15 protein-coding genes and 1 rRNA gene are annotated in these 16,351 nt (G+C 46.0%); 7 read left to right on the plus strand and 9 right to left on the minus strand.

Going from position 1 to position 16,351, the window contains the following annotated elements:
• Positions 1-10: 10 nt before the first annotated feature.
• Together F905_RS11850 and F905_RS11855 are read right to left on the minus strand one after the other, a co-directional pair.
• A 16S ribosomal RNA gene (locus F905_RS11850) occupies positions 11-1,547 on the minus strand.
• Positions 1,548-1,981: 434 nt separating this feature from the next.
• The gene (locus tag F905_RS11855) at positions 1,982-2,554 is read right to left on the minus strand and encodes a peptidylprolyl isomerase (protein WP_005181044.1); all 573 of its coding nucleotides are present in this window, start codon (positions 2,552-2,554) and stop codon (positions 1,982-1,984) included.
• A 97-nt stretch (positions 2,555-2,651) separates the two neighbouring features.
• On the opposite strand from F905_RS11855, the gene F905_RS11860 reads away from it, so the two are divergent.
• Complete coding sequence (locus F905_RS11860) at positions 2,652-3,362, plus strand: acetoacetate decarboxylase family protein (protein WP_005181045.1); 711 nt, start codon at positions 2,652-2,654, stop codon at positions 3,360-3,362.
• Between the two features lie 10 nt (positions 3,363-3,372).
• On the opposite strand, the gene F905_RS11865 is transcribed toward F905_RS11860, so the two are convergent.
• A complete protein-coding gene (locus tag F905_RS11865) occupies positions 3,373-4,449 on the minus strand; it encodes a di-butyl phthalate-hydrolyzing esterase (protein WP_005181046.1) in 1,077 nt (358 codons plus the stop codon).
• Between the two features lie 202 nt (positions 4,450-4,651).
• Here F905_RS11865 and F905_RS11870 point away from each other — a divergent pair, with 202 nt between their 5' ends.
• The gene (locus F905_RS11870; protein WP_005181048.1) at positions 4,652-5,077 is read left to right on the plus strand and encodes a hypothetical protein; all 426 of its coding nucleotides are present in this window, start codon (positions 4,652-4,654) and stop codon (positions 5,075-5,077) included.
• 249 nt (positions 5,078-5,326) lie between these two features.
• Here F905_RS11870 and F905_RS11875 read toward each other — a convergent pair whose 3' ends face one another.
• Positions 5,327-5,578, minus strand: a complete 252-nt coding sequence (locus F905_RS11875; RefSeq protein ID WP_005181050.1) for a hypothetical protein — start codon at positions 5,576-5,578, stop codon at positions 5,327-5,329.
• Positions 5,579-6,408: 830 nt separating this feature from the next.
• Between F905_RS11875 and grpE the strand changes: the two genes are divergently transcribed.
• The 4 genes from grpE (at position 6,409) to F905_RS11895 (ending at position 10,670) form a co-directional block, all read left to right on the plus strand.
• Complete coding sequence (grpE, locus tag F905_RS11880; protein ID WP_005181051.1) at positions 6,409-6,957, plus strand: nucleotide exchange factor GrpE; 549 nt, start codon at positions 6,409-6,411, stop codon at positions 6,955-6,957.
• A 119-nt stretch (positions 6,958-7,076) separates the two neighbouring features.
• Positions 7,077-9,017, plus strand: coding sequence for a molecular chaperone DnaK (gene dnaK / locus F905_RS11885; protein ID WP_005181052.1), 1,941 nt, complete (start codon positions 7,077-7,079; stop codon positions 9,015-9,017).
• 231 nt (positions 9,018-9,248) lie between these two features.
• Positions 9,249-10,160, plus strand: a complete 912-nt coding sequence (locus F905_RS11890) for a matrixin family metalloprotease (protein WP_005181055.1) — start codon at positions 9,249-9,251, stop codon at positions 10,158-10,160.
• A gap of 120 nt (positions 10,161-10,280) precedes the next feature.
• Positions 10,281-10,670 (plus strand): hypothetical protein, encoded by a 390-nt coding sequence (locus F905_RS11895; protein WP_162182855.1) that lies wholly within the window; start codon positions 10,281-10,283, stop codon positions 10,668-10,670.
• 42 nt (positions 10,671-10,712) lie between these two features.
• Here the strand turns inward: F905_RS11895 and F905_RS11900 are convergent, their stop codons facing one another.
• From F905_RS11900 to purE, 4 genes are all read right to left on the minus strand, one after another.
• Complete coding sequence (locus F905_RS11900; RefSeq protein ID WP_005181060.1) at positions 10,713-11,996, minus strand: lytic murein transglycosylase; 1,284 nt, start codon at positions 11,994-11,996, stop codon at positions 10,713-10,715.
• 458 nt (positions 11,997-12,454) lie between these two features.
• Entirely contained in the window at positions 12,455-12,721 is a 267-nt protein-coding gene (locus F905_RS11905) for a hypothetical protein (protein ID WP_034598048.1), read from the minus strand.
• Positions 12,722-12,735: 14 nt separating this feature from the next.
• Positions 12,736-13,857: a 5-(carboxyamino)imidazole ribonucleotide synthase gene (locus F905_RS11910; protein WP_005181063.1), complete on the minus strand. Its 1,122-nt coding sequence runs from the start codon at positions 13,855-13,857 to the stop codon at positions 12,736-12,738.
• A 15-nt stretch (positions 13,858-13,872) separates the two neighbouring features.
• Positions 13,873-14,385, minus strand: coding sequence for a 5-(carboxyamino)imidazole ribonucleotide mutase (gene purE, locus F905_RS11915; RefSeq protein ID WP_005181065.1), 513 nt, complete (start codon positions 14,383-14,385; stop codon positions 13,873-13,875).
• 288 nt (positions 14,386-14,673) lie between these two features.
• Between purE and F905_RS11920 the strand changes: the two genes are divergently transcribed.
• Positions 14,674-15,954, plus strand: coding sequence for a DUF2254 domain-containing protein (locus F905_RS11920; RefSeq protein WP_005181067.1), 1,281 nt, complete (start codon positions 14,674-14,676; stop codon positions 15,952-15,954).
• A gap of 3 nt (positions 15,955-15,957) precedes the next feature.
• Here F905_RS11920 and F905_RS11925 read toward each other — a convergent pair whose 3' ends face one another.
• Positions 15,958-16,296: a DMT family protein gene (locus tag F905_RS11925; protein ID WP_005181069.1), complete on the minus strand. Its 339-nt coding sequence runs from the start codon at positions 16,294-16,296 to the stop codon at positions 15,958-15,960.
• Positions 16,297-16,351: the final 55 nt, after the last annotated feature.

Below are 16,351 nucleotides of genomic sequence, written 5' to 3' on the forward strand. Positions count from 1 at the left end.
AATCTTTCGTTAAGGAGGTGATCCAGCCGCAGGTTCCCCTACGGCTACCTTGTTACGACTTCACCCCAGTCATCGGCCACACCGTGGTAAGCGTCCTCCCTAAGGTTAGACTACCTACTTCTGGTGCAACAAACTCCCATGGTGTGACGGGCGGTGTGTACAAGGCCCGGGAACGTATTCACCGCGGCATTCTGATCCGCGATTACTAGCGATTCCGACTTCATGGAGTCGAGTTGCAGACTCCAATCCGGACTACGATCGGCTTTTTGAGATTAGCATCACATCGCTGTGTAGCAACCCTTTGTACCGACCATTGTAGCACGTGTGTAGCCCTGGCCGTAAGGGCCATGATGACTTGACGTCGTCCCCGCCTTCCTCCAGTTTGTCACTGGCAGTATCCTTAAAGTTCCCATCCGAAATGCTGGCAAGTAAGGAAAAGGGTTGCGCTCGTTGCGGGACTTAACCCAACATCTCACGACACGAGCTGACGACAGCCATGCAGCACCTGTATCAGAGTTCCCGAAGGCACCAATCCATCTCTGGAAAGTTCTCTGTATGTCAAGGCCAGGTAAGGTTCTTCGCGTTGCATCGAATTAAACCACATGCTCCACCGCTTGTGCGGGCCCCCGTCAATTCATTTGAGTTTTAGTCTTGCGACCGTACTCCCCAGGCGGTCTACTTATCGCGTTAGCTGCGCCACTAAAGCCTCAAAGGCCCCAACGGCTAGTAGACATCGTTTACGGCATGGACTACCAGGGTATCTAATCCTGTTTGCTCCCCATGCTTTCGCACCTCAGTGTCAGTATTAGGCCAGATGGCTGCCTTCGCCATCGGTATTCCTCCAGATCTCTACGCATTTCACCGCTACACCTGGAATTCTACCATCCTCTCCCATACTCTAGCTAACCAGTATCGAATGCAATTCCCAAGTTAAGCTCGGGGATTTCACATTTGACTTAATTAGCCACCTACGCGCGCTTTACGCCCAGTAAATCCGATTAACGCTCGCACCCTCTGTATTACCGCGGCTGCTGGCACAGAGTTAGCCGGTGCTTATTCTGCGAGTAACGTCCACGCATCTAGGGTATTATCCTAGAGCGCCTCCTCCTCGCTTAAAGTGCTTTACAACCAAAAGGCCTTCTTCACACACGCGGCATGGCTGGATCAGGGTTCCCCCCATTGTCCAATATTCCCCACTGCTGCCTCCCGTAGGAGTCTGGGCCGTGTCTCAGTCCCAGTGTGGCGGATCATCCTCTCAGACCCGCTACAGATCGTCGCCTTGGTAGGCCTTTACCCCACCAACTAGCTAATCCGACTTAGGCTCATCTATTAGCGCAAGGTCCGAAGATCCCCTGCTTTCCCCCGTAGGGCGTATGCGGTATTAGCATCCCTTTCGGAATGTTGTCCCCCACTAATAGGCAGATTCCTAAGCATTACTCACCCGTCCGCCGCTAAGCTAAGGTGCAAGCACCCTCGCTCCGCTCGACTTGCATGTGTTAAGCCTGCCGCCAGCGTTCAATCTGAGCCATGATCAAACTCTTCAGTTAAAATCATTTTGTCACTTTATTCGAAGTGACCAAATCTGGCTCATCAATTTTCTGACTTAAATTTCGCTCAAATAAACTTCGAGTAATTTAAACCAATCAATTAATGAAAATAATTTCGATTAATCAACCAGTAAAAATCCACACAAGTTGTTCTTCATAATCTCTTAATGATCTTTCCAACACCTCGTCAGTGCCAGAAGCTGGACTCAAAACACTCAACAACTCAGCGATCCGCTTCGTTCATCTCCGTGTATCTCGTCGGTATGGGGTGCATTATAGGACAATTTCTTACACACGCAAGTGCTTTTAGCATCTTGTTTTATCGAGTGTTTCTTTTTTATGCACCAATATGGAGCATTTTTACCCGATCTTTGAAATAAACTTCTAATTTTAAAGCAGAAATATTTAATTTATATTTCTGCTTTTTATTTTCGTTAATTTTTTGCCGTTGCCGGTTTTATCTTCACACTCAGGATTTTCACCGGTTGAGCCGGAACATTCTGGTGCACACCAACATTGCGGGTCGGTACTTTGGCAATTTTATCGACCACATCCATCCCCTTGGTAACACGGCCAAACACGGCATAACCGGCATTGCGTGGACTTTTATTCAGGAAGTCGTTATCGACCAGATTAATAAAAAACTGGCTTTTGGCTGAATCAGGATGATTGGTCCGTGCCATCGCCAAAGTACCACGCTGATTGCTCAGGCCATTATAGGATTCATTTCTGACCGGTGGACGGGTATTCGGACGTTCCACCATGGCTGCATCCATACCGCCGCCCTGAATCATAAAGCCCGGAATGACGCGATGGAAAATGGTACCGGTATAAAAACTGCTGCTGACATATTTTTCAAAATTGGCTGCTGACAATGGCGCTTTGTCGTTAAAAAGTTCAATTTCAATATTGCCCATGGAAGTTTTCATTTCAATCATTGAATTGGCAGCCCATGCAGAGGCACTAAAGGCAAGGCTGGCGGCCATAAGAACGCTACGTTTTAACATTTCTTTACGAATCCGTGGTTTGATGTTTTGCTTCACTTATATTAATTGTTCAGTATGAAGAAAACATTAGCTGTTCCTTTCAAATCCTGAGAATAAGATGAATAACAATATCCAGAAGCAGATTTTTGCGCATCCGCCTTGGCGCTTACAGGGCGATGCTTTTATTTTGAATTATTGGCTGAACCCTTTTTTCCTGAAAACAGCCAAGCGTTTTCGGCTGGCCCCGTCTCCTTTAGGACGCATGGTCAATGTGATGCTGATCCGTTATCAGGATTCGCCAGTGGGTCCGTATGATGAACTGTTAATTATGGATCATCCTTTATTGTATAAACATCGCTTGTCGACCATCCCCAAGATTTATGTCTCGACTCAGGCCTCTTTAGTGCATGGCCAGCAGTTATGGGGCATTCCGAAAGAGCTGGCCGAATTTGAATGGCTGGAAAAAGAAGGTCGCGCCTATTGTATTGTGCGTCATCAGCAGCAAGAGATGTCAATTTGTCTGGAGCGGCCGAAAAACAGCACCTCGTTTTATATCAATAGCCACCATATTCCGGCTTCATTTTTATCCATTCAGCAGGCCTGGCAAGGCCAGCGCTACCAGTTTAGTCCGAAGTTTCGCGGCCGTTTATCTAAACTCAAAACGGTGGAATGGCAAAATACCCAGGATATTTTTCCTGATTTTTCCCAGGCCCGACTATTACAAAGTTTTTATGTACCGGAGTTTGATCTGTTATTCCCCGAAGCGCAGATTAAAACCAAAACCGCTGTTCCACGTGAAACCAGAAAAAATCTGAGTCGGCCTTTTTAAGTTACCCCTTTTAAAAGAAGCGTGGTCGATCCCAAAATTTTCTGAAATTCTTGCCCAGCTCGAGCGTGAGTTTTTTAGCACGGCGCGAAACCGGGGTTAAATTAATAAAACCATGGGTCTGGTCGGTATATTCCTTATATTGGACTTTGACCCCTTGCTGACGCAGCTTGTGCGCATAAATTTCCGCTTCATCGTGCAGCACATCATGCCCGGCCGTCACAATAAAGGTCGGCGGCAGTTTTCTTAAATTGCCGTAGGTTGGTGAAATCAGGGCATCATCCAGTGCCATATTGTGCTGTAACGCATAATACTCGGTGACGAAATCAATATCCTGCTCAGTCAGCACCAGACCATCTTTATAGGCAAAGAACGACGGATGACGGCTTTTAAAATCCACCACTGGATAAATCAGTAACTGGGCATGCGGTGCATAGGCGGTATTTTTACTACGCTGTGACACCACGGTAGCAATATTGGCACCAGCACTGTCACCCGCCACGGCAATACGGTTTTTCAGAATATTAAATTGACGGCGATGCTGATACACCCAAGCCAAAGCATCTTCACAGCACTGAATCAGCTGTGTCGGTGAAACCTCGGGGGTCAGTGGATAATCGACACTGACCACCTGCGCCTGAGCGGCATGCGCCAATAGCCGGCAAACTTCATCATGGGTATCAAGATTGCCCACCACAAAACCACCACCATGATAAAACACAATCAACGGCAGTTTTTTATGCGGTGCAGGATGATAATAACGGGCTGAAATAGTGCCACTTTGCAGGCTTAAACGTAAATCTTCGACCCGTTTGACATAGGTCGGCTGTTTACGGATCGCCTTCATCTGAGTATCAAAAGCCTGACGTGATTGCGCCGGATTTTCGCCAATAAAACCGATACGCCCCTGCTTGATTTGGGCCGCCATCATGCATTTAATGAGGGGATCAAGTTGCGGATACTGATAAGGATAGCCCAAGGCGCGCGCCAGTGATTCCTGCGCCACACACGGTAAATGATCGAGTGTTCGCACCACCGTACCCTGACTGTTATCAATGATTTTTTGCAGTTTCTGTTGATACGCACTCATCTATCATCTTCCTTTTTTATTCATTCTTCACATTTTCTACATGATCAGTAGTTTAGTGACTATTTCGTTATAGAAGTCCAGTCATCGACCTACATATTCAGAATTTATATACGCTAATCTTATTTCTATAAGGTGTCATTGACAATTTTGATGATACAGAGGGATTGATTTTGCTAATCCGGATAGAAAAAGGACGCTCACCATGTCTAGAAAACTCCTCTTGGTTTCCTGTGCGACCGTATTTTTAGCGGTCGGTTGTGTCGCGTTCCCTGAAGATGGCCACTACAATGGCCGCTATGATCATCGTTATGACCGGGATTACGACCGTAACTATGATTATCGCCGCATGACAGAACGTCAGCGTTGGGAATATGAACAACGTCAGAAACGCTTACAGCAACAACGCCAACGCGAAGCGCAGTGGGATCGACAAAAACGTGAACTGGAACGTAAACGTGCCGAACAAAGCCGTCAGCAGTTACAACGGGAACGCGAACGACGCGCCGAACTGAACCGTAAACGCCAGCAAGTCGAACGCAAACAGCAAGAGCAGCGTAAAAAACGGGTCGAAGAACAGCGTAAACGGATGGAAGAATATCGCAAACGGCAACGCGACCGTCGCGATTAATCCTGTATTTGACAGCGTGCGTGCGATGCACAGTTTAAAAACCCGAAAACCTAGCTTTCGGGTTTTTATTTTGCCGTATGCATTTATTTAAAAGCGCTGGAATAGAAAAATAACAGCCTTCCATAATACTAGTGAAAATAGCATGGCCTTCCCTGGCCGGTTTTCGTTGAATATCCCTGTTGAGAAATTAAATCTTCCTCCCTGATTTAAATGATGGTCCTGTTTCATTTGAAATAGACAGCGTTGAATTTAGGGCTGTGGCTGTGCCTCGACTGCCGGTGCTTCCGACCCTGCTGGTGCAGCAGCGGCCGGTGCAGTAATTTTTGCGGCTACGCCCACTTCAGCCCCCGCTTCTACCGGCATGGTAGTCACCTGTACCGCTTCAGGTTGCTCCGGATTTTGTGCCACTTCTGGCGCCTGTGCCGCTTCATGACTGCTACAGCCTACCACCGCCAGTCCAGCAAACAAGGCCACAGCCAATACACCCATTTTTTTCATCATTCGATCCTCATTCATTGAAAAATACAAAGTCCAACTTTGCGCTGGCTATACTTTCAAAATTTTGGTGCTGGCTCGGCAGATAAAAAGTTAAATTTTTATATCCACCGGTACGAGTTATGCAGTTTTTTATAAACGTGAAGATGCAGCTGTTTTTACAGCCAATGGAAGGAATCAGCAGGATTAATCTGCTGTTTTTATTATAGATTACAGCAATAAAAAAAGACAAAAGTGCAGAATTATTTTAGAGGGAGAAAACAGCGTGCTCTACACAACATACAGCTAGTTTTGCGAAAAGATAACAGTGTAAATGCGGCACTTTTAAATCTTTAGGGCAAAAAAAAGGCTTATCCAGAGGGCGGATAAGCCAGAAAACACATTTCAAGAAAATATCAAAAGAAACTACAGCGATAGAATCTGGGCGCAATCATACAAAGTTGACCTTGCCCTGTAAAATAGTATTTTTCACTCATACTGATCGTTTTTATGTATAAAGAATAATCAACTTAAAAATTTTGTATAGACAACTCAACAGCATCTACAGAATTTATCCGGACTTAAAATTAAAATCATTTTCCCATAAATTGGGGTTTCAGCCTCGTAGTATCTTCCTGCACCCTCCCTGCTAAAAAGATCAAAAATTAAAAGAATGTATGTTTTTTCAGCAAATTTCTGCAGATTTAATGACTGGCACCGCTTGAATTTTTATCCCCTGCCCCGACTTCTTTAATAATTACGAAATTCATCACTCATGGCAGTTCAGAATGAACCAGTCAATACTGATGCCAGAAGGACTGTACATGTTTAAGAACCCATTTAAACGGAGTAAATCAATGGCAACCGAGCACAACCAAGACGCTCAAGATCTGCAACAAGAGCAAGTAGAACAAGATACTACCCAAACTCAAGCTGAAACCGAGCAGGCAGACGTTTCCGTTGAGTCTTTACAAGAACAGATTGCGCAGCTCGAAGGCGATTTAAAACTTGAAAAAGCGCGTACCGCCAATGCAGTGTATGAAGCGCAAAAGAGTGTCGAGCGTATTCAGCGTGAATCTGAAAAGCATAAAGAAGCAGTGCTGGAGAAATTTGCCAAAGAACTGCTCGATAGCGTAGATAACCTGGAACGTGCTATTGCCGCAGCTGGCGAAGAAAAAACCCCGCTGTCTGAAGGGGTGGAACTGACGCTGAAATCATTGCTGACGACTTTAGAGAAATTCGGCATTGTGGCGGTAGATACCGCGAACGGTTTCAATGCAGATTTACATCAGGCGGTGGGCATTGATCCAACAGCCAAAGCCAACGAAATTGGCAACGTACTGCAAAAAGGTTATAGCTTAAATGGCCGTTTATTGCGTCCTGCAATGGTTATGGTCGGCGCTTAAGCCTCATAAATTCGGGAGTTGGTGAAATTTTTTCATATTTTTAACTTGAAAAAAATTGAACGGCTCTCATATCGGATAACAAGTGTAAAGCACAATAAAATTTTTGAGGAAACATCCAAATGGCTAAAATCATTGGTATTGACTTAGGTACAACCAACTCATGTGTTGCGGTACTTGAAGGCGATAAAGTTAAAGTAATTGAAAACGCTGAAGGCGCGCGTACAACTCCATCTATTATTGCGTATAAAGATGGCGAAATCCTGGTCGGTCAGTCTGCGAAACGTCAAGCAGTAACTAACCCGAAAAACACATTGTTCGCAATCAAACGTCTGATCGGTCGTCGTTATGAAGACCAAGCGGTACAAAAAGATATCGGTCTGGTGCCATACAAAATCATCAAAGCAGACAATGGTGATGCTTGGGTTGAAGTTAACGACAAAAAATTAGCACCACAGCAAATCTCTGCAGAAGTTCTGAAAAAAATGAAGAAAACTGCGGAAGATTACCTCGGTGAAACTGTTACTGAAGCCGTTGTAACCGTTCCTGCATACTTCAACGATGCACAGCGTCAAGCGACTAAAGATGCCGGTAAAATTGCTGGTTTAGACGTTAAACGTATCATCAACGAACCTACTGCTGCGGCGTTAGCGTTCGGTATGGACAAGAAAGAAGGCGACCGTAAAGTTGCAGTCTATGACTTGGGTGGTGGTACTTTCGACGTATCCATCATTGAAATTGCGGATCTTGATGGCGACCAGCAAATCGAAGTATTGTCGACTAACGGTGATACCTTCTTAGGTGGTGAAGACTTCGATAACGCATTGATCGATTACCTGGTTGAAGAGTTCAAGAAAGAACAAAATGTCAACCTGAAAAATGATCCACTGGCGTTACAACGTTTGAAAGAAGCGGCTGAAAAAGCAAAAATCGAGCTTTCTTCTTCAAATGCAACTGAAATCAACCTGCCATACATCACAGCTGATGCGACTGGTCCTAAACACTTGGTGATCAACGTAACACGTGCGAAATTAGAAGGTTTGGTTGCAGACCTGGTTGCGCGTACCATCGAACCTTGCCGTATTGCACTGAAAGATGCAGGTCTTTCGACTTCTGACATCTCTGACGTAATCTTGGTTGGTGGTCAGTCTCGTATGCCACTTGTACAACAAAAAGTACAAGAGTTCTTCGGTAAAGAGCCACGTAAAGACGTGAACCCTGACGAAGCTGTGGCAATGGGTGCTGCAATCCAAGGTGCTGTACTTTCGGGTGACAAGAACGACGTTCTTTTACTTGACGTAACACCGCTTACACTTGGTATTGAAACAATGGGTGGCGTGTTAACTCCAATCATCGAGAAAAACACCACCATCCCTGCGAAAAAATCACAAGTGTTCTCTACAGCGGCAGATAACCAGCCTGCCGTAGACATTTCGGTTTACCAGGGTGAGCGTAAAATGGCTCAACAAAACAAATTGTTGGGTAACTTCCAGTTGGGTGACATCCCACCTGCGCCACGCGGTGTGCCACAAATTGAAGTATCGTTCGACATCAACGCCGATGGTATCTTGAAAGTCTCTGCGAAAGACAAGAGTACTGGTAAAGAGCAATCGATCCAGATTAAAGCAAACTCAGGTTTGTCTGATGCTGAAATCGAAGCGATGATCAAAGACGCTGAAGCGAATGCTGAAGAAGACCGTAAGTTTGAAGAACTGGCAAAAGCACGTAACGAAGCCGATGCCCTGGTTTCTTCTGCTCAAAAAGCAGTAAAAGATCTTGGCGAACAAGTGACTGCTGATGAGAAAACTGCGGTAGAAACAGCAGTTTCAGAACTTGAAGCAGCAACCAAAGAAAATGATGTTGACGCGATCAAGGCGAAAACTGAAGCGCTGCAAAACATCATCATGCCAATTACACAGCGTGCGTATGAAGCAGCTCAAGGCCAAGGCGGTGCGCAAGGTTTTGACCCGAATGCCTTCGGTGGCGATGCAGGTCAACAGCAAAAAGCGGACGATGGCGTTGTAGATGCTGAGTTCACTGAAGTGAAAGATGACAAAAAATAATTTGTCGCTTTAAACAAAAAGACCGCGCGTAAGCGCGGTTTTTTTATATCTGATTGAAAGCAAAAAAAGACTTGTTTCCACCCTGCGGCTTTTTTAAGCTAGTTAGGCACCCCCATCTGGCCTACTCTGCTTGACCGTTTTCCCTGTTATATGAAGGAAAGAAAATCGGTCAATCACAGATGCGGATGTGCAGTTAATTATCCCCTCTCTACAGGAAGCCCAATCTGCGTGATGCGTCCCTTAATCCTGATTGTGTTACTGCTGTTTGCCGCCATGCTGTGGTATCAGAAGCAGCAGCATCCGCAGTTGCAGCACAACAGCCTGCTGACCCGGATTCAGGCACCTTTGGATACCCGGCTGCGTTACCGGATTGCCGAGGTTGATCCGCGCTTTGGTTTAAGCCATGCCGAAGTAGTGCAACTCGCCCAACAGGCCACACAAATCTGGACAGAGGGTACTGGTCAGGACTATTTTGTCTATGATCCACAAGCGCGACTGGCAATCCACCTGATTTATGATGAACGCCAACATGAATCGGAACAGCGTCGTCTGCAGATGGGCCAGATTGAGCAACAGCAGCAACATTGGGAACGCCAGCAGGCCCAAGTGCAGGCAGTCAAACAGCAGATTCAGCAACTGAACCAGCAGCTGGCTTTTAAAAATGCCCAGTTACAGCAACAGCTGAATGCCTATAACCAGCAGGTGCAGCAGCTGAACCAGCAAGGCGGTGCATCGGCCACACAGCACAGCTCTTTAAACCAGCAGCGCCAGCAACTTGAACAGCAAACCGCCAGTTTACAGGCTGAAATTCAACAGTTTAATGTGCGTATTGCAGGCTTGAACCAACAGGTCGATGCCCTCAACCAGCTAAATCAGTCAATTGATGCTTCGGTGCAGCAATTTAACCAGCGCTTTCAGCCGCGTTTATTTGATAAAGGCAGTTTTGATGGTAAAAGTATTCGCATCTATGAGTTTCAGTCAGCTGCCGACCTGCGTTTAACCTTGGCACATGAATTCGGTCATGCCTTGGGCTTGGGGCATACCCATGATCCACATGCCCTGATGCATCCTCTCATGCAAGAGCAAAATCTGGATCATTTTCAGCTAACTGCCGCCGATTTGGCACTTTTACAGCAGCGTTAAATACATTTGATGCTTTTCATTACAAGTTAATCTAGAAAACCGGGGCTTTATCGCCAACAGCACTGCCCTCTCTGACTATTTCATGTTATTGTGAAAGCCGCAATTTCAACAGGAATGTTTGTGGAGATTAATGTGAGTTACTACCATATTTTGATTGAAGTAAATGACCACATCAGCACGATTGAACAAACGCGTGATATTGAACTGTTTGATATCGTCGATATTCAGCCGTATCTCTACTCTATTCTATTGCCATATTTTAATGAGCAGATGATTGAACTCGAAGAAGAAAATGTCGAGTTTGAAGATATCCTGCATTTAGAAATTAAACAGACCCTGTTGCCGGTTAATCACCTGATTGAAGAAGAACAAAAACTGCTGCCAAGCGACACCGATGTCACCATTACGGCCTATGAGGTGTTTAACAACCGTGATTTGAGTCAGGATGTAACCACGGTCATTTTTGATATTTTAGAAGCCGTGAAGATTGATACCTCAGATATTGAATAAACATCAGGGCGCCATAAGGCGCCCTTTTTATTGCATATTTATTTATTGCAGCATCATCAGTTTGGCATTTTCATTACGAAAAGCGCGTAACACCTGCTGTCCGGCACGCCCGGTTGGACTTAAGCCCAAGCGGATCTGTTCCTGACGAATGGCCTGACGGGTTTTATCACCAATCAGGCCATCTACCGCACCAATATCATGGCCGCGATTTAATAAAAACTGCTGGATTTCACGACGTTCTGTGCGTGAAGTGCCCGGATCATCGGTAGGCCATGCCGTCACAAACGGGCCTTTGCCCTGTAAACGGTCGGATAAATGCGCAATGGCCAAGGCATAACTTTCCGCGGCGTTATAACTGTAAATGGCATCAAAGTTTTTAAACACCAAGAAAGCCGGGCCATTGCCGCCTGCCGGTGTCAGCAAACCGGCCTGACTGCTGCCTGAAAGATTGCCCTGAATCAAGGCACTGCCATCGGCTCGTACTAGCCCACGATTGACCCAGCTGCTTAAGGATTTTTTATTGCGGCGCCCTTCTCCACTGACCGACATGCCTGCAGGCAATTTCACTTCAAAGCCCCACGGTTGTCCGCTTTGCCAGCCACGTTTTTTCAGGAAATTGGCGGTTGATGCCAAGGCATCAGTGGTGCTTGAGACCAGATCACGGCGGCCATCACCATCAAAATCCACTGCCAGTTCTTCATAGGTCGATGGCATAAACTGGGTATGACCAAATGCCCCGGCCCATGAGCCTCTGAGCTGATCTTCACGCACATCGCCGCGTTGTAAAATACGCATGGCGGCAAAGAATTCGCCGCGGAAATAACTCTGACGACGGCCTTCACAGCTTAAAGTACCTAAAGCCTGCAATAACGGATAACGGCCAGAAATATCACCAAAATTACTTTCTACACCCCATACCGCGACCACGGTTTCTGGCGGTACACCATAAGCTGCTGCAACCCGGTTCAGCACCTCACGGTGCTCGGCCAGTTTTTGCTGGCCCAATTGTACGCGTTCTTCATCGACCAGACCAGACAGATAATCCCAGATTGGCGTCGAAAATTCCGGCTGATAATTCAGGCGTTCAATCACGGAATAATCTGGCGTTAAATTTTGGGTGTAGCGATCATAAGTACTGCCACTGACGCCCTTGGCCATGGCCTGGCCGCGCAAATTGGCCAGACAGACCTGGAAATTATTTTGAGGCTGGATGGTACTTGGCACCGGCGCCGTAGTGGTGACCGGCTGACCATTAATAATCAGTTCTGCATGTAGCTGAGATGCAGCCAATGCCAAAGATCCGAAAACAAAAGCAAAGCGATGCATACTATCCCTTATGTCATTTGAATTTAAAACTGGTTTTACCATAACAGCTGAGCCATAAAATGACAGGGTAAAAACGTAAATTTAAATTTATTTTGCTTCATTTTAAATTCATATTTCAGTTTTGAATTTAAAAAATTTTATCCATAGATCTAATCTTGAGTATTTTTAAATTCAAATCTAGGTTTTCTTATTTTTTAAATTTAAATTCATTCTTTTAAATTCATTTTTTCAGACTTCAACCAGTAAAAGTTATCCACACCCACAAAACAACACGAGTTTTAAATTTAAATCATCATTTTTAAATTTATTTCAGCAAAACTTATCCACAAAACCCATCTACCGGACCGTAAATCTGTACTTTTTAAATTTAAATTGCAGTTTTTGAATTTATTTCGCAGGTTTTAAATTCAAATTTTAAATTTAAAACTACAACCGGATTTGAATTCATATTTTTGAATTTAAAGTTCAGCGGATATTTTAAATTCAAACTGCATATTCAGATTTAAATTTAAAATAAAATCTGTGTTTGAATTCATTTTTAATTTTTCAGATGCTCTGTATTTATGTTTGTTTTTTAGCCATTTATAGTTATAAAAGATCTGGACTGAAGCAATCAAGCCTGTTGTTGAACCAGCCGACCAATGGCAGCTGGCGAAAAAAGAGCGCAATCTTGCCCGAATTTCTGGCATAAAAAAAGCGGCCCGCTGAGGGACCGCTGTTTTCATAAACGAATCTGCACTTAAATGCTCATATCTTCACTCAAGGCCAGCGGATTTGGCAAAATTTTCGCCAGCTGACGGCAGAGTGACGTCAGTTCGCGACTGTCGTTTGGCATTAGGGTAATATGCCCGATTTTACGGCCTTCGCGTTCAGTTTTATTGTACAAATGCAGATGTGCACCATTTAACGCCAACACATCTTCCGACTTTGGATGCTGACCAATAATATTCACCATCACCGTTGGGCGCACCACCTCAGTCGAACCGAGCGGCAAACCAGCCACTGCACGGACATGGTTTTCAAACTGTGAACAGACTGCGCCTTCAATCGACCAGTGCCCTGAATTATGCACGCGTGGTGCCATTTCATTGGCATACAGGCCTTTTTCAGTGACAAATAGTTCTAGTGTCAACACACCAACATAGTTCAGATGATTCAGCAGGCGCGTGATGTAGTCTTGCGCCACCGGTTGCAAGTCAGTGCTGTTCGGTGCCGGTACAATCGAGTGCGATAAAATCCCGTGATGGTGATGGTTTTCAGCCAATGGCCAGGTTTTGACATCGCCATTTTGGCCACGTACTGCAATAATTGATACTTCACGCGAGAAGGTGACAAAACTTTCTGCAATCAGTGAGCCGGCAGGGCCAAGTTCTGCCCAGGCCTGATCAATCTGATCGGCGCTACGCAGCACAAACTGGCCTTTACCATCATAACCGCCAGTCGCGGTTTTCAGTACAATCGGCAGACCTAATTCAGCCACCGCCGCCTGTAAACTGTCCAGCGAATCAACCGCCTTATACGGCGCCACCGGAATCTGCAGCGCATCAAATAGGGCTTTTTCCTGCAAACGGTTTTGCGCAATCGCCAGCGCCTGACGCGGCGGATGCAACGCTTTACTTTGGGTCAAGACATCAACATCGGCCAGTGGGGTATTTTCAAATTCCAGGCTAAATACATCTGCACTCTGGATAAAATTCTGCAAACCGTGTTCAGCTGCGCTTGAATAGACTGTACCTAAAGCTGCAGAAGGGCAATCTGCACTGGCTTCAAAGAAAGTACATTGAATATTGAGTGGTAACGCGGCTTGCGCCATCATACGACCAAGCTGCCCACCACCAAAAATACCAATGGTTTTATTCATAAGGAATGTCCCGTATTAAGCCTGACCCGGAATATTGTTGCTGGCCACTTTATCGGTTTGCGCTGCACGGAAATCAGCGACATTTTTCGCAATCTCTGGACGCGTTAAACCCAGAATCTGGGCAGCCATAATGGCAGCATTGGTGGCACCGGCCGGACCAATTGCCAAGGTACCTACCGCAATTCCGGCCGGCATTTGTACAATCGACAGCAGTGAATCGACGCCATTTAAAATAGAAGATTTAACCGGCACACCCAGCACTGGAAGATCAGTCTTGGCTGCGCACATGCCCGGTAAATGGGCAGCGCCACCCGCACCGGCAATAATCACCTGAATACCACGATCACGCGCAGTTTCGGCATATTCGAATAAACGGTCTGGGGTACGGTGCGCAGAAACCACTTCCGCTTCAAATGGGACACCAAGCTGCTTGAGCATATTGGCAGTGTGTTCGAGAGTTGCCCAATCAGATTGAGAACCCATAATAATTCCAACGAGAGGAGCGTCTTGTGCTGCGGCCGCATTCATTGCTAATGTTCCAGAGACTAAGTGAAAAAAGATAAATCTCGACGAGAGCCAAGCTTTAATGAATAAGCTCCGTATTATAGACTGAAAAACCGGCTGGCTAAAGTTCGGCGCAAGAATAAAGATTAAAATTATCTGTTTGTAAAACTGAAGAAAATACAATGATGGCAATAGGCCAAAAATACAAAAAGAGGGCATACAGCGGTGAAAAAAACGCTATAACTATCAAGATAAAGCTTTTTGTAATGAATAACTTAAGATTAGATTAAAGATATTTTCAGGGCAGTTTCCATGTGGTTCAAACTTAAAATCTGGCTACAAAACCCTTCAGAAAACTTATGGCTGATGCCGGCGCTGGGTGCCATCTTTGCGACATTTTTTTCATTATTTGCCATCGCCAGCCAGTATTTTATTCCGGCCAGTACGGTACCGAATATCAGCATCGACACCTTGGGCAGCTTGCTGGATATTATTGCCTCCAGCATGCTGGCAGTGACGACCTTCTCATTGTCGATTATGGTGGCAGCTTTTGCTTCGGCTTCAAGCAGCGGCACACCACGTGCCTATAGCTTGATGATGAGCGATGACAACACCCGGCTGGCCATTTCCAGTTTTATTTCCGCTTTTATTTATGCAGTGATTGCCAAAATTGCCCTGGGGCTGGAGTACTACGGTCCATCCGGACGTTTTGTGCTGTTTATCAGTACCATTCTGGTGCTGATGTACCTGATTTATACCCTGATTCACTGGGTACAAACCCTGTCCAAACTCGGCAATTTAACCACCACCATCGACAAGATTGAAACTGCGGCCAAAAAGGCCTTGGGCCAGTTCCGGCATCAACCGGATTTGGGGGCAACAGGGCAGAAGCCTGCCTTTGCGCCCAGCTTTTGCGTCTATAGCAGCACAACCGGCTATTTTAACCATGTCGATCTGGCCGGACTGGAGCAGATTGCCGCGCAGCAGCAACTGCATTTACATCTGCCATCTATGCCGGGCAAATTTTTAGATCCGATGACTGCGCTGGTCGAGGTCTATAGCCCGCAGGCGCTGTCCGAAGAACAGCAACAGCAGATCCGCGATCAGATTCTGCAGCATCTGATTATTGAAACCAATCGCAGTTTTCTACAGGATCCGCGTTTTTGTCTGCTGGTGATGAGTGAGGTCGGGCAAAAAGCCATGTCGAGTGCAATTAATGATGTCGGGTCCGGCATTAGCGCGCTGAATGCGCTGACCCGGATTCTGATTGACAGTCGCCCTGACCCGGAGGCGACGCGCTGTGATTATCCGCATCTCAGTATTGAGTGCTTTGATCTGCAAGACCTGATTTATGGCAGCTTTATGCCGCTGGCCCGCGATTGTGCCCAGAATCTGGAGTTAAATCAGCGCCTGCTGAAATGCCTGTCGATGATTGCGCAGAATGTGCCGGAACCGGAACTCAGACAGGCGGCCACGCAGATGGCGATGCAGGTGCTACAACGCTGTTTACATCACTTTGATTTCGCACCAGAACGGGCGCTGATTCAAGCGGATTTCGCCGCGCTTTTTCCGCATCTGCCACAGCCTGAATAAGACTTAACTGCTGCGAAAAACGAAGTAAACACAACCGAGCAGGCATAAACCGGCCCAGAGATAATCCAGTTTAAACGGCTGCTTGAACAGATACAGCATAAACGGCACAAAGACCAGCAGGGTCACCACTTCCTGGGTAATTTTCATTTGCCCAAGTGACCAGCCATGCTGGGCCAGCAAGCGCGTGGCCGGAATCATAAAGGCGTATTCGAGCAGGGCAATCATCCAGCCAAACAAAATGGCCTGCCACAGCGGCGCGCCATGCAAAAATTTCAGATGTCCATACCAGGCCAAAGTCATAAAACAGTTGGAAATAATTAACAGCAGTAAAGGGAAGGACATAGGCGGCAGTATCCAGAAAATGTCAGCCTATTGTACGGTTTCAGGCCAAAAAAGC

Source organism: Acinetobacter sp. CIP 53.82 (assembly GCF_000369465.1).
Taxonomy (GTDB): Bacteria; Pseudomonadota; Gammaproteobacteria; order Pseudomonadales; family Moraxellaceae; genus Acinetobacter; species Acinetobacter indicus.

Bases quoted from the DNA above. Each gene is read 5' to 3' on its own strand.
- F905_RS11855 (WP_005181044.1), bottom strand. From the start codon at position 2,554: ATGTTAAAACGTAGCGTTCTTATGGCCGCCAGCCTTGCCTTTAGTGCC.
- F905_RS11860 (WP_005181045.1), top strand. From the start codon at position 2,652: ATGAATAACAATATCCAGAAGCAGATTTTTGCGCATCCGCCTTGGCGC.
- F905_RS11865 (WP_005181046.1), bottom strand. From the start codon at position 4,449: ATGAGTGCGTATCAACAGAAACTGCAAAAAATCATTGATAACAGTCAG.
- F905_RS11870 (WP_005181048.1), top strand. From the start codon at position 4,652: ATGTCTAGAAAACTCCTCTTGGTTTCCTGTGCGACCGTATTTTTAGCG.
- F905_RS11875 (WP_005181050.1), bottom strand. From the start codon at position 5,578: ATGATGAAAAAAATGGGTGTATTGGCTGTGGCCTTGTTTGCTGGACTG.
- grpE (WP_005181051.1), top strand. From the start codon at position 6,409: ATGGCAACCGAGCACAACCAAGACGCTCAAGATCTGCAACAAGAGCAA.
- dnaK (WP_005181052.1), top strand. From the start codon at position 7,077: ATGGCTAAAATCATTGGTATTGACTTAGGTACAACCAACTCATGTGTT.
- F905_RS11890 (WP_005181055.1), top strand. From the start codon at position 9,249: ATGCGTCCCTTAATCCTGATTGTGTTACTGCTGTTTGCCGCCATGCTG.
- F905_RS11900 (WP_005181060.1), bottom strand. From the start codon at position 11,996: ATGCATCGCTTTGCTTTTGTTTTCGGATCTTTGGCATTGGCTGCATCT.
- F905_RS11905 (WP_034598048.1), bottom strand. From the start codon at position 12,721: ATGAAAACAGCGGTCCCTCAGCGGGCCGCTTTTTTTATGCCAGAAATT.
- F905_RS11910 (WP_005181063.1), bottom strand. From the start codon at position 13,857: ATGAATAAAACCATTGGTATTTTTGGTGGTGGGCAGCTTGGTCGTATG.
- purE (WP_005181065.1), bottom strand. From the start codon at position 14,385: ATGAATGCGGCCGCAGCACAAGACGCTCCTCTCGTTGGAATTATTATG.
- F905_RS11920 (WP_005181067.1), top strand. From the start codon at position 14,674: ATGTGGTTCAAACTTAAAATCTGGCTACAAAACCCTTCAGAAAACTTA.
- F905_RS11925 (WP_005181069.1), bottom strand. From the start codon at position 16,296: ATGTCCTTCCCTTTACTGCTGTTAATTATTTCCAACTGTTTTATGACT.